The organism is Aquimarina mycalae, from assembly GCF_029906345.1.
In the GTDB taxonomy this organism is placed as follows: Bacteria; Bacteroidota; Bacteroidia; order Flavobacteriales; family Flavobacteriaceae; genus Aquimarina.
The window spans coordinates 524,865-539,410 of the sequence record NZ_JARYGY010000003.1 but is presented as its reverse complement, the minus strand read 5'-3'; the positions used below and the strand labels follow the sequence as shown (position 1 = coordinate 539,410).

Annotated in this window: 13 protein-coding genes; all 13 read left to right on the top strand. The window is 30.9% G+C overall.

The window, feature by feature from the left end; genetic code table 11:
• Positions 1–466 precede the first annotated feature (466 nt).
• The 13 genes from QBK95_RS10150 (at position 467) to QBK95_RS10090 (ending at position 14,435) form a co-directional block, all read left to right on the top strand.
• On the top strand, positions 467–805 hold the full coding sequence (locus QBK95_RS10150) for an avidin-fold protein (protein ID WP_280933227.1): 339 nt from the start codon (positions 467–469) through the stop codon (positions 803–805).
• Position 806: 1 nt separating this feature from the next.
• Entirely contained in the window at positions 807–1,427 is a 621-nt protein-coding gene (locus tag QBK95_RS10145) for an NAD(P)H-dependent oxidoreductase (protein ID WP_280933225.1), read from the top strand.
• A gap of 126 nt (positions 1,428–1,553) precedes the next feature.
• Complete coding sequence (locus QBK95_RS10140; protein WP_280933224.1) at positions 1,554–1,991, top strand: hypothetical protein; 438 nt, start codon at positions 1,554–1,556, stop codon at positions 1,989–1,991.
• Between the two features lie 172 nt (positions 1,992–2,163).
• Positions 2,164–2,844 carry a tetratricopeptide repeat protein gene (locus tag QBK95_RS10135; protein ID WP_280933222.1) on the top strand — a complete coding sequence of 227 codons (681 nt, stop codon included), beginning with the start codon at positions 2,164–2,166 and terminating at the stop codon, positions 2,842–2,844.
• A 266-nt stretch (positions 2,845–3,110) separates the two neighbouring features.
• Positions 3,111–3,794 carry a DUF4386 domain-containing protein gene (locus QBK95_RS10130; RefSeq protein ID WP_280933220.1) on the top strand — a complete coding sequence of 228 codons (684 nt, stop codon included), beginning with the start codon at positions 3,111–3,113 and terminating at the stop codon, positions 3,792–3,794.
• 26 nt (positions 3,795–3,820) lie between these two features.
• Positions 3,821–4,258: a DUF6326 family protein gene (locus QBK95_RS10125; RefSeq protein WP_280933218.1), complete on the top strand. Its 438-nt coding sequence runs from the start codon at positions 3,821–3,823 to the stop codon at positions 4,256–4,258.
• Positions 4,259–4,473: 215 nt separating this feature from the next.
• Complete coding sequence (locus QBK95_RS10120) at positions 4,474–4,971, top strand: hypothetical protein (protein WP_280933216.1); 498 nt, start codon at positions 4,474–4,476, stop codon at positions 4,969–4,971.
• 219 nt (positions 4,972–5,190) lie between these two features.
• Complete coding sequence (locus QBK95_RS10115) at positions 5,191–6,654, top strand: serine hydrolase domain-containing protein (RefSeq protein ID WP_280933214.1); 1,464 nt, start codon at positions 5,191–5,193, stop codon at positions 6,652–6,654.
• A 162-nt stretch (positions 6,655–6,816) separates the two neighbouring features.
• Complete coding sequence (locus tag QBK95_RS10110; protein WP_280933212.1) at positions 6,817–7,716, top strand: TolB-like translocation protein; 900 nt, start codon at positions 6,817–6,819, stop codon at positions 7,714–7,716.
• Between the two features lie 347 nt (positions 7,717–8,063).
• Positions 8,064–8,996 (top strand): helix-turn-helix domain-containing protein, encoded by a 933-nt coding sequence (locus QBK95_RS10105; RefSeq protein ID WP_280933210.1) that lies wholly within the window; start codon positions 8,064–8,066, stop codon positions 8,994–8,996.
• Between the two features lie 102 nt (positions 8,997–9,098).
• The gene (locus tag QBK95_RS10100) at positions 9,099–10,268 is read left to right on the top strand and encodes a hypothetical protein (RefSeq protein WP_280933208.1); all 1,170 of its coding nucleotides are present in this window, start codon (positions 9,099–9,101) and stop codon (positions 10,266–10,268) included.
• A 360-nt stretch (positions 10,269–10,628) separates the two neighbouring features.
• On the top strand, positions 10,629–12,395 hold the full coding sequence (locus QBK95_RS10095) for an alpha/beta hydrolase (RefSeq protein WP_280933206.1): 1,767 nt from the start codon (positions 10,629–10,631) through the stop codon (positions 12,393–12,395).
• Positions 12,396–12,593: 198 nt separating this feature from the next.
• On the top strand, positions 12,594–14,435 hold the full coding sequence (locus QBK95_RS10090) for a serine hydrolase domain-containing protein (RefSeq protein WP_280933204.1): 1,842 nt from the start codon (positions 12,594–12,596) through the stop codon (positions 14,433–14,435).
• Positions 14,436–14,546: the final 111 nt, after the last annotated feature.

Genomic DNA, 14,546 nt, shown 5'->3' with positions numbered 1-14,546 from the left:
CTTCGCTTGTGAATATCAATACCAATGTATAAATTTGGTTGGGCAGTCAGTTCAGTTTTCATGTCTTATTGTTTTTGTGAACTTTAAAGATACTGGACTTACTGCTTTTTCATTGATGCTATAGTGAATAGTACCCTTCGGGAAGCAAACACAACATACAAGAGCCGTTGTGTATTATTTATTAAAATCTATATAAGAAATAGAAAATGGATGATTCACATATTTTGAATTATAAGATGATAATAATCAAATCAGTATTTCATAAAGTAATTATGGGTTATCAGAAAAAAAATTGAAAAAGATCTATAGAAAACTCCACACAACAAGGTATATAGCTCATTACGGCTGAATTCCTCAACGGAATTCATTGCAATTTTGCTACCTTGTTGAATTATCGGAATGTTTCCTACGGGAAATTCCGCAATAAACAATACACGAACATATTAGGCACAATAAGACCCAGAAAATGGAAATCACATTAGATAACAAAAAGTTCAAATCTTTGACAAATTCTGAAAACGGTGAAGTGTCAGAATCTACAACTTTTCATTACCATCAAGAAAATAAAATGATTTGGGCAGAATATTCAGGAGGAGATATTTTAAAAGGTTATTTAATTGGAAAAATCATTAAACATTCACTTGAGTTTTCATACCAACATCTAAATCAAACCTTGGAAATAATGACAGGAAAATGTAAGTCTCGAATTGAATTAAACGAATCTGGAAAAATACAATTGTTTGAAAATTGGGAGTGGACCTGTAAAGATTTTAGCAAAGGAAAATCAACTTTAATAGAGATTTAATATGAAAGTTCAAATCATATACTGCCATCCTAGTAAAGAGTCTTATACATATGAGATTCTAAAACAACTCGAATCGAATCTAAGAGAAGATGAGTTAGAATATGAGGTTTCTGATTTATATGCTATGGATTTCAAAACTGATATGACCGAAGAAGAATACCAAAGGGAAGGCTTTGCTAATACTAACTTACCAATTCCAGATGATGTCAAAGATGAACACAAGAAAATAGAAAAGGCCGATTGTTTGATTTTCCTTTATCCAGTTTGGTGGAGTGATTGTCCCTCAAAATTGAAAGGTTGGTTTGATAGAGTTTATTCTGTTGGATATGCATATGGTCACAAAGACTCAGATCAGATTGACAAGATGAAAATCTTAAAATATGGATTGGTGATTTGCACTGCAGGACATCCAAATAAGTTTTTGCAGGAAATTGGAATTGCTGAAAGTATGAGAAATGTAATGATTGATGACAGGCTTGGGCAGCGTTTTGAAAATAAAGAAATGGTAATTTTAGGTGGGACATTGGATAAAGAGAAGGTAAAACCAATTCACTCAGAAATCATAAATTCGATAGGTGAAAAAATAAAGAATACTGTGTCTAACAAGATGTATAGGCAATAGCGATTTAAGTGATAAAACGAAAGCATGTACATAAAATAAAGGCCAGTGCAAAACCGATAGGTTTGAGAGTAGAAATCCGCTACTACTCATAGCCGAGACCTATAGCAACAAGCAAAAAAAAACAAAATGAACGAGAGATTTAATGATATAATGAAGTTAGCTCGCATTGAACTTATTATAATTCCAATATTTATACTTTTTAAATATATCAGACCAAAAGTTTTAGAAAGTGCATCACCTGAATTTTTAAAAATAACGTTACTCTCGATACCAAATTTTTTCGAAGCTATAGTCGGAACTTTAACTTTAACAGGAGTTTTTTTATTTATAAATGACCGAATGAATATAAAACGTCAAATATCACTAAAAATCATTTACATTCTAGCAGTTATAGCAGCTGCAATTTATGTGATTACGCAAGAACTAAATATTATAAACATAAGAACTAATAAAACATTTGACCAGAATGATATATTTTTTTCAATAGTTGGATTAATAATTGGTTACACAATTATTTTACTTGTTAAACCAAGTATTCGATTAAATTCGGAAAAGAACTCTTAATTGAATACGGAAATGCTAGTTGCTAAAACTAAGGCTAGGGCATTTTTTGAAAGTCACCAAATTTCTAAATTTGACGATTTCTAAGAAAAAGATAAATAGTAAAATTTAAAAATTTGGCTCTGTGTTAATCCGAAAAACTAGTGTCTTTTTACATACAAGACCATTATAAGTAATGCTGAAAAATTTAATTTACATATTGTTAATTTTACTTCTGTTAAGTTCTTGCGATTATAGAACAGCCGAAGATTATTATGATTTGGCTTACGAACTTGAAGAACAAGGCAAATATATAGAAGCAATTAAATTATTGAATAAAGCAATTGAGAAAAAACCTGACTTGAAACCAGCTTTATTAAATCGAGGTGCTGATAAATCAGCGCTAAAGGATTATATAGGAGCGATAGATGATTATGAGTTAATACTCAAATATGACGTAGACAATGCTCTCGCTCTAACGAATATTGGGAATAACTACAAACGATTAAAGGATTACCAAAAGTCTGTGGAATTTTATACAAAAGCATTGAAATCAAAAGGAGCAATTAAATCGGACAGCATCTATCTGGAAATAAATTTCTCGAATGAATGGGATAAGGAATCGGACTATTATGTTCGTAAGTACGAAATTGAATTTGAACGCGGAATTTCATATGTGTACTTGAAAGAATATTCAAATGGAATAAAAGATTTGGAGCAAGCAATCAAATACAATTACAGGTTACCAGATGCGTTTAGTTGGATTGGAGAAGCATATTACAAATTGAATGACACTCTGAATGCGAAAAAATTTCTGTCTGAAGCATCAAAATACGGAATGTTAGATGCAAAGGAGTTATTGAAAAAAATAAAATAAGGTACTACCTACAACACTATATATGTGATCATAGCTGCTAAGTGATCAATCAAATGGTTGTTGTATTTTTGGTAAGACACAATACTTGCAGAAAGTAAAAGTTAGCAACCAATGCGCAGAAAAATTGAAAAGAAAGGTAACATTTTACTCTGCTACGATACATATATTAAATGTTAGCTGCAATTTGAAAACGCATACTAATTTAAAACCAGGCAACCATTTAGAAAAAATTGACGTCTATTTAGATATATGAGAATGTAATAAAGATGATGTCAACTAAAAAAAATGCAAGAATTGCTGGCTTATTGTATTTAATAACAGTGTTAAGCGGTATTATTAGTCTTGTATACGTTCCTTCGGAGCTAATAGTATGGGAAAATGCCGCAGAAACGTATAATAACATAGTTGCCAGAGAAACACTTTTCAAGTTAAGTGTACTTAGTGACATAATTTTGTACACAACATTCATATTTTTATCCCTTGTACTTTTTAAATTACTACGTAAAACCAATGAAACTATTGCCATAGTAATGGTAGTTTTAGTATTAATTAGTATCCCCATTTCTTTTGTGAATCTTATTAACAAACTTGATGTTCTATCAATTATCAATGGAACTTCTGAACTACACATAAAGTATTCAGAAATAATGGCTCATTTCGAATCACATAACAATGGGATTCTTGTTGTTGAGATTTTTTGGGGACTTTGGTTATTTCCTTTCGGTTATCTAATTTATAAATCGGAGCTTATTCCAAAAATTATGGGTGTTTTTCTAATGCTTGCATGTTTTGGGTATTTAGCTGATTTTTTTGGTTACTTTTTCTTTCCCGATGATTTTGGAAAAACTGTAATTCCAATGTTTGCAAGTATTACTCAAGCATTAGGTGAAATTGGAATTTGCCTGTGGCTACTCATTATTGGAGTAAGAGAAAAAACAAGACCTGATTGAGCTTGTTATTAAAATCAAAAAATAATATGAAATCAAAGAAAACTAAGATTTTAAAAAACACAAAGATTGATATAAAAATCAAACTGGCAGCATTATGGCTAATATTCATGTTTCTCTATATTTATACAGATTTTTATAAGTTGTATTTGCCAAAAAAAATAGAGGAAATAATGGCTGGAAAGATAGATGAGTTTGACATCACCCAAATGTCTCTTTTACTTATTGCGATAGTCACTATAATACCCGCTTGCATGATATATCTTTCATTAATTATGAATGCAAAGAGCAATCGACTTCTCAATATTATATTTGGCATATTCCATTTAGCCATTGGAATTGTAAATATTATTGGCACTACTTGGCATTTCTATATGTTTTATGGCGCCTTGCTTATTATAGTTTCAATTTTAATTGTTTTGACCGCTTGGAAATGGCCAATTGAAATTGATACTAACAACATCTAATGGTTTAGCATAAATTAGTAGTTTAGTCAAAAAAGTTTGTGATATGTTTTGACTTTTGAAGTTAAAGTAAAAAGCAGATAACTACGTGTATAACTTATTACTTCTGAATTTCCTACTCGGAAATTCTTGCGCAATTTGCTATCTTGTTTCCTTAATCGAAAAATCAAGCTGACTTTCTGCAACAAGCCATACACAAACGCGTTAGCAATAATTATATGAATAGAAAACTTTATAACGATTGGCATCAAGGGATAGGGTTGTTTAAAAACTCTATTCTTTGTTGTGAAAAGGAATACCCTCAAGATATTCAATTAGATATTTTACAAATAATTTGGAAGTATCTAAAATCAAATCTTGAATTAGATGAAACTCTATTCTTCTTGAACGATTGGCATAATCACGATGGACATATTTCAAAAGAAAAACTGATTGACAAAAAGAAATTTCAAAGCATTCTTACTGACCCAAAAGAAGTGTTAAAAAACAGAGACTTTTATGTTTATGACCTTGTTTATAGCGAAAGTGAAAAGTTTATGTTAAGGTGGTATTGTCAGAATGAAGGAGAAAATGAAATCTACTGTGATTTCACACTTATATTATCCAACTTTAAAGAATTACAGAAAGTAGAGAAACTTATACGTGAAAATATTATTGATGATGGACTAAAGATTGAGGATACCAAACAATATTTTGACAAAAGATATGGAGGATAATCTATTGCTAACAATGTATGAAAAAAATCTACCTACAACATTATATATAAAATCAGAGTAAAAGCTTAGTCGTAGAACGAAAGGTCATTTTTTTGCATTGGCGCTGAATTTTTATAAATTAATAAAGAAATAAAAATGCGCGGATAGATCAATTGGTATAAGCTTGCTTGCCTTGTTCCGATTCATATATTTAGTGTTGTAAACAATTATGAAAGTCGAATGAAGCAATATTTAAAAATTGTAGTTCTGTTATTAATATTCTTTTCATCCTGTGCTGAGAAGAAAAATAGAATTGACAAACAAGCGGAACGATTTACTTCAGAGCTTTTGGAGTTAAAGGAATATTTTAAAATCCCTGGACTTGCTGTTTCTATTGAGGAAAATGGAGATAATGTTTATCAAGAATTTTTTGGTTTATCTGATATAGAGATGACCACTCATGTAGATTCTACAACTTTATTTCCAATTGCATCCATAACCAAAGTCTTTTCTGGAGTTTTAGCAATGAAACTCGTTGAGCAAGAAAAACTCTCACTTAATGAACCTATTAATACATTCTTGTTAAAGCCTATTCTTGGTGATTCAGTTTTAGTAAAACACATCTTATCACATACCTCACAAGGAAATGTGGGAGAGAATTTTTATTATAGTTCAAGGTTTGGACTTATAACAAATGTAATTGAAAAAGCATCAGGAAAGTCCTTTTCTGAAATGATGGAACAGGAAATTATAAATCCATTGAAACTTGATAACACTTTCTTACTTAAAGATTCGACTCAAATTAGTAGAATAGCCAAACCATATATGCTAGATAATGGAACTGAAGGAGGATTCATTGATTATGGCTATTCATCTTCAGCTGGAATTGTATCTAATTTAAAAGATTTAACCATTTTTAATAAGGGATTAGATAACGACCTAATAATTAATAAAGAATCAAGAGAATTAATGTTTTCATCGTTTAAAAAAGATTTGCCATACGGATACGGAATTTTTAATCAGCAATTTGAAAATCAAAATATGGTTTGGGCTTACGGGCAATATGACTGTTATTCAAGTCTATTACTAAAAGTTCCTTCTGAGAATATCACTCTAACAATTCTTGCAAATAATAATCTATTGAGCGACCCTGCTCGACTTATTTATGGTGATGCTACTTCGTCCTTATTTGTTCTGAGTTTTCTGAAAAACTATGTACTTGGATTAACAGAAATGTCTTTATTTGAAAAACAAGAATCTATTTCTCAAAACTCTTTAAATAATGAGTTTTATAGAAAAAAAATATTAGCACAAGCATTAGCTGAATCATATATGGCAAGGTTTGAACCTGAAAAATTACAATCGAGTGCTAAACTCTTAAAATCAGTTTTCACCAAAAACCCAGATTATTTGGAATATGCGGATTTAACTCTTCTTCATAATCTTTCATTTTTAAAAGATGTAGCTTTTTATATGGAACTTGGTGAGTTTAATGATTTTGATACTCAAATAGAAAATATTGGAAAAAAGCTTTTAGCCCAAGAACCGAATAATCCTTACGTAAATTTGTATTTAGGGACATTCTACTCTAGAAAAGGGAACAAAGAAAAAGCAAAATTTCATTTTGAGAATATTGTAAAGTCTAATAATTTTTCAAAAAATTGGTATACAAATGAGGCGCAACAATGGTTAAAAGAAAATTAAATAACTGTTTGTAACATTGTGTATAGGTAATAACGGTTTAAATTGTAAAACGAAAGTATAAACGTAAAACAAAGGTCTATAATAAACTGAAAAATTAGTGAGTAGAAGTCCGCTATTGCTCATACACGAACACCTTAGGCAGTAATTAAAAGAAATCAAAAATTGAGAAATAGTATAATTAAATTTTCAACACTGGCATTTTTAATATTTTTAAATGCTTGCAAAACCGAGAAATCGAATACAAAAGAAAATGATTCTTCAATCGAAGAAAGCCCTTATCTTGGACAAAAACCACCTGGTTTAATATCTAAAGCTTTCGCTCCTGGTATAGTTACCACAGGAGGTTGGGAATATTACGGAGGATTTACTCCAGACTTAAAAGAGTTCTATTTTCTCAGAGAAGTTGGGGAAACTAAAGAGAATAAGAAAATGGAATTCGTGGTTATTCAAAACAAAGATAATCAATGGCAAGAGTCCGTTATCTCTCCTAGAGTGGGAACACCCTTTATCTCTCCTGATGGCAAAATAATGCATTTAGGTAGGAGGTATAAGGAACGTAAGAAAAATGGAGACTGGTCTGAAATAAAAAAACTCGACGCGCCTTTCGATAGTTTACCCATTATGCGCCTTACAGCTTCTTCTAAAGGAACCTATTTTTTTGATGAGTTCAAACGAGACTTTACAGGCGATATTCGTTATTCACGATTTGTAGATGGAAAGTATGAAGAACCAAAATTACTCAATAAGAAGATTAATACAGGAAAAAGCTTTCATCCTTTTATTGCACCTGATGAATCTTACCTGATATTTGATAGTAAAAGAGATAACGGATATGGAGATGCAGACATATATATTAGTTTTCGTGCAGAAAATGGTGATTGGGATACACCTATTAACTTAGGAGACAAAATAAATACAGAAGCTAGTGAACAGTGCGCAAGCGTAAGTCCAGACGGAAAATATCTATTTTTTAATAGGAATATAGGCTCAGATAATTATGAAAATGTAGATATTTTTTGGGTAAGCACAGAGGTTATAGAAAAACTAAGACCAAAACAATAAAATGCAACTACTGCCAACACGATATATAATTAATTACCTGTTTTGTGTGTTCTCGGAAAATCCATAGGATTTTCCTCTGGTTCGTTTTCTTTTGCTAACTTAGTTCCAGCCAATGCAACTAACCATACACAAGACCGTTGTAACACATTAATTCGTATCCTATAATAAATTAATTTCCTATAGAATATTTAGCATTAAATATTATCGTTCTTTTTGGAGCTATACAAGGCTTTACGCTTTGTTTGTATTTACTTACAAAATATAAGGAAAACAAACGTGCGTTTAAGAACTACCTGTTGTTCTTATTTTCATTAGCGCTTTATAATCTACTTTATGCATTCCTTTATATGAATATCAATAAGGTCAGCTTTATACCATTGACCTCGATTCCCTTTCCATATAAATATTTAATGGCTGTTGGTTTTTATTTCTATGTGAAACACCAGATTGCTCAAAAACACAAGGTAATTTCTAATATTGAATATCTACTTTTTTTACCAGCTCTTATGTATGGAATATTACGCGGGTACTGGTATTATAGAATTCATATTGGTTTAGAAAAAGATCTATTTTGGAATGTCTATAAAACTGGATTTTTTGTTTACAATGATTTTGTTTATCTCACTTTTGGCTTAATCGTAATGTTTTTTGCGCTACGATTTATAAAAAACAAAAGATCAAATATAAAAGGAAGTATTTCTAAGTTAAAAAATTGGGATTGGCTCTTTAGGTTTTCTTGGGCATACACTATAATAATTATATTAAATCTACTACACCAAATTATTGCCAATGTGTTCAACTTAGAACATAGTGCACAGTTTTATTACGTAATTCTTATACTTAATACCCTCTATATTTATTGGATTGGTTTTGTAGGATTCTCTAAAGCTAACCTTTTATTTAATGTATATGACTTAAAAGATTCGAATAATAATTTACAAAATTCACTAAAGGAAAAATTAGAATATTTGATAAAATACAATGAAATTTACACCAATAAAAATGTAAAGATTTCAGATATAGCAGCCATTCTAAATGTATCAGAAAAAGAACTTTCTATCTTCATCCATGAAACCTATCAATTATCTTTTTCAGATTATCTAAATATTCACCGAGTTGAAAAAGTAAAAACGCTTTTGGCTTCTTCTGATCAAAACAAATTTACCTTGGTGGCTATTTCGGAACAAGCTGGGTTTAGCTCAAAATCATCCTTCTATGCTGTATTTAAAAAACTTACAGGCCTAACGCCTACACAATATAAAAAAACACTTGAAAAATAATTTGTCCAATATTTTTTTTCTGGATATTCCTTATTGTTTTTTTAATAATACTCTACACCATTCTTAGTAACCTTGTGTAAGTCAAAATTTAAAATAAATACCATGGTTAGATCATTTTTATTAGCAACATTATTATTCCTCGCAACATTCCAACCCAGTTTTGCATGTACCATGTATAAAATCACCAAGAATGGAAAAACAATAATAGGTAATAACGAAGATTTTTATATACCCAATACCCAAATTTGGTTTGAGAACAAAGGTGCGGATAAGTATGCAGTGATGTATGTAGGTTTTATGGATGTAGCGCAAGGGGCTATTAATGAGGCTGGTTTAGTGGTTGATGGTTTTGCAACGTATCCATTACCTGTTAAAAACTCAAATGGTAAAACCAAAATGGATCTGGATAACGCTTTAGTAACAGCAATGCAAACTATGAGCACCGTTGAAGAGGTTAAGGCCTACTACGAAGGATTGGATTTAAGCGCAATGGAAAGGTATCAACTTGTTTTTATTGATAAATCAGGCACTTATCTCATTATCGAAGGCGATAAAATGATCATAGGTGATGATAGTGAAAAAACATTTTCAAATTTCTATTATTCCCAAACTACATCCATGAATGAGATACAGTTGCCATATTACCAAAAAGGTGTAAAGTTTATTGATGCTACAAGATCTGAAGTTACACTTGATTATTGTAGTAATGTAATGAAAAATATGATTCAGACAGATCTTGCTGCCACTCAGTATTCTACTATATATGATCTAGCTGAAATGAAGGTTCGTGTGTATTACCATCATGATTTTAACGAATTTATTGAGTTAGATTTACATGCAGAGTTTGAAAAAGAAAATTATAAAGTGAAGATGGCAGACTTGTTTCCAGATAGTTCTTCGGGAAAACAGTTTTATCTTAAATTCAATAATCCTGAAAAACCATACTGGATCATCGAGAATGCTATAGGTACTGCAAAATATACAGAAGAACAACTAACTCAAGCAGGTATAGCCTCTATTGTAACAATGATAGGCAAAGAATGGTCTACTGGTATGAAAAACTCAGAAGCAGCAGTAAAAGTTTTTAAATATGGTCTTGATCTTATGCCTAATAATTCTAATTTATATAGTAGTCTGGGTGAAATTTACTTCGAAATAGGAAATTATACGGACTCAAAAATAAGTTTCGAAAAATCCTTACAACTAGATCTAAAAAATGATAATGCAAAAGACTTTTTAAATCGTATTAAAAAGATAGAAAAACAGCGATAGTAGAATTTACAGTTTTAGTTTCAACTCATTTCGTTCTGAAAAAATATTTGATAAGAAAATTTCCTAAAAAACATATTTATTAAGAGAATAAAACGTGTTACAACAATATGTATAGCTTGTTGTAATGAATTCCTTATCGGGATTCATTGCAATGTGCTATCTTTCGGTTACACCATAAAAATCATAGTTGATTTCTCACAACGAGTCGTACACAAACCGTTATGCATAATTTTTAAATCTGTCTTGATCATTATTAACTAAGCAAGAAAAGTCTAAATCTCAATATTTTTTTCAAGAAACTGTAACAATGTTTCTTTCCATTTGTCTATAATTAAGACTAACAAAAATCTAACTAAGGCCATGAAGATTCAATCCTTTATTTTAAGCTTCGCTTTTGCCATTTTCTTTTTTTCTTGTTCCATTGATAAAAAACCGCAACCCACTGTAATTACTGGTAAAGTAATGGTTGATTGGTCGAATAACATAAATCTAAGGCATGGAACAATCTCATTGGCAGAAAGTTGGTCAGGTCAGACAGATGATAGAGATTCAATTCTTCCAGTAAAAAAAGATGGCGCATTTAAGGTCAATATTCAGTTAAAACAGCCAAGACTTTATTCTTTTTCTCATCAGCAACAAAAAGTAGAATTCATAGCCTTTCCAGGAGATTCTATTCATATCGATTTAAATGCAGAAACGATTTTCTCTGGTTCTAATTCAGACCAAAACAACCACCTCAATGCAATGAATAGTGAGATAGAAAAAATTGAAAACTATGTGGTGAATAATGAAAAGGTTTTATTTGGTGCCACGTTAAGTAGATATAATGCTATTGTCGATTCATTAAAATTGGCCTATTTAAGTACAAACAACAATTTCAAAGAAAAGAATAAACTATCCGCTTTGCATAGCGATAAGATTATCAATGAAATTGAATTTCGAACTAAATTTCATAAAATCGTTTACCCTGCCATTCATGAAATGTATACAGGCGATACCTTAAAAATCAATCAGGACTATTACGATGAAATTACTGAAGGTAGTTTTGATGATCCCAAACTCTTAGCACAAAGTAATTATGTTTTATTCTTGAATCGTTATACAGATATTATGTCCGCAGAAAACTTACGATTTCGAAATTATTATGATGCGGGAATTCAAAAAATTGAACCAAAATATAAAGCCATACAAGAATTGAACGCACATCAAGAAATCAAAGATTATTTGATGAATGAACATCTTAAAAAGAGTATTAGTAATTATGGTATAGCATATCTTGGGAGCATCATATCTGATTTTAAAATAAACAGCAAAAACCCAAAACTAAAACAACAAGTGTTGGATATGTATGCTGACAGTAAAACAAGAAGAACAGAGCCAGATACTATTATGATATACAAAAAAGTAGGTGATTTTCAGTTAGAGGCACATATCTTCAAACCTAAAGGACATAAAAAAACGGATAAAGCGCCCGTATATGCTTTCTTTCATGGCGGTGGTTGGGCGCTAGGGATACCTGAATGGGGTTATAAAAATTGTAAGCGATACCAAGAAAAAGGAATGGTTACGGTATCCTTTGAATACAGGCTGATTGATATTCATGGATCCAATATTATCAATTGTATTGAAGATGCTAAATCTGCTATTGTATGGTTACGAAAAGAAGCTGATTCATTAGGAATTGACCCTGATAAAATTGTTGCGGCTGGATTTTCTGCAGGCGGTCATTTAGCAGCTTCCACTGCTATTATGGATCACTTTGAATTATTCGACTCTACTGGGATTAATGCTATTCCAAATGCCTTTGTAACACACTCAGCTAGTTATAACACAACAAAGAGTAACTTTTTTAAAAGACAATCTAATGGAAACTCTGAAAGTATTTCTACGTTTCACAATGTCAAAAAAGGCTTACCTCCATCCATTTCATTTCATGGCACCAGAGATCACTTAGCTCGTATCAGTGAGTTTACCGAATATAGAGACAAGATGGAAAAGTTAGGAAATGATTTTGAATATAAGATATTTGAAGGAGTAGGGCATTTCTTTAGCGATCAAAAAGCAAGTAATGAGGTAAACGAATTAACAGATTCTTTTTTAGAGAAATTGGGTTATATTGAAAAGTAAAAACTACACACAAAAAGGTGTATAATTAATTGCTTGGTTCTGATCTACTAGGAAAATTCCTTTTGAATTTTCTCTGGCTCATGAATGTTTGATTAGTTACTCAAATACGCAACTAACTATACACAAAACGTTGTGTACAAGCAAAAATCTACTGTAACATTTTTGACACTTTATCGTCTAGAAAATAAACAGTGGAAAATGAAAAATCGGCTAATTAAAATTGTTCTCTTTATATTATTTATAAGTTCTACAAATAACTTGTTTAGCCAAAACCAAATAGATTCTCTTAAAAAAAAAATAGAAAACTATATTGAAAGCAAAAATATTCCAGGAATTTCTATAAGTATTGTAAAATCGGATTCTATTATTTTTTCTGGAGGAATAGGATATGCTAATATTGAAAAGAAAGAAAGAGTAACAGATAAACATTTATTTCGTTTGGGTTCTATTTCTAAATCTTTTACAGCTCTTGGACTATATAATTTAATAAAAGAATCACGCTATAGCTTAAGCAGTCCTATCAGAGAAATAGACAAAAATATTCCGTTCACAAATAAATGGGAACAAACCGATCCTGTTCTTGTATCCCATCTACTAGAACATACAACTGGATTTGATGAATTTCATGCTCATGCTATTTATAATAAAATAGATAGCGTAATGCCACCAGTAATAAATATGGTAAACGACCATAATCAATCACTGCACTCAAGGTGGCAACCTGGTACAAAAAAGGCGTATTCTAATCCAAATTATATAGTAGCTGGACATCTAATTGAAATACTATCTGGTGTTTCAAGTAGCGAGTACATAAAGGAAAATATTTTGAATAATATTGGAATGGAATCATCTAATTACTATTTCAAAAAACCAAAGGGAAAATTGTTTGCACAAGGCTATCAAAGAACTGGAAATACACTTAATGCCATACCGTTTGCCACTATAAATGGAAGTCCTGCAGGAGAATTTTGTGCGAATGCTAAGGATATGACACGCTACCTTCAAGTTATGCTTAAACAAGATACTACCATATTTTCAAAAGAAACATTTGATAGAATCGAAAAACCTAAAACAAGTATTGCTGCTAAAAAAGGATTAAGATTTGGGTATGGATTAGGAAACTATACAATATGGAAAAATGGACACTTATTTCATGGACATGGCGGACAAATAGATGGATTTGCAGCAAGATATATTTACTCAAGAGAAGCTGATTTAGGGATCGCCATTGCAATTAATCGAAATGGAGATGCTAATGCCATAGTAGATGAAATACTAGATCTTCTTTTAGACATCCAAAATCAAGCACCTTTAGAAAGAAAAACATTCCTCATTCCAAAATCTTTAAAAACCAAGTTTTCTGGATTTTATGAATTTAAAAGCCCAAGAAATGAATTGCTTGCCTTTTCTGATAGAATGTTTGGAGGCTTTATTTTAGATTTTAAGGAGGAAATGTTAGTTCGCAGAAGATTACTCGGAAGACCAAAAGATACTTTGTATTATGCAGGAAACAATCAATTTTATTTTGAGAAAGAAGGTGTCCCTTCTGCAATGTTGATCGAATCCGATTATGGAAAACCTGCATTTTGGATACATGATAATTACACCGAAAAGGAATCAAGAACGAAAAGACTCCTCCTGTTTTTTGGATTGTTAATTTCATTTCTATTAGTAATCATATTCTTTATATCTAGTTTTATTTGGTTAATAAGAAACTTTATAAAAAAGAAGAGAAAAAATCCGATTAATCATTTGGTTCTTTTCGGTGTAGGCTTGGGTCTTATTTTGATTTTTGTAGGTTTTGGGCTTACTATGAGTGATACTAAATCTGCTATGAATGTCAACTTTTCTTCGCTTCTACTGTATTTTAGTTCTTATGCATTGGTACTTTTATCAATAATTTCGATTTACAGGTGGACTAAATTACCAAGCAAAAAGGGTTTTAAAATATTTTATAAATTAACTTCTATTGGAGCCATTTTTATATCCATTTATTTATGGAATATAGGATTCATTGGATTGAAACTATGGAGTTACTAATCTGCCAGCACAAAACAACGTGTGTAATTAATGCTAAATTTCAGGTAGGGAAATTCACTTGCATTAATTATAGAAAGTGCTAGCATACTTTCTCGCAACTAATCATACACA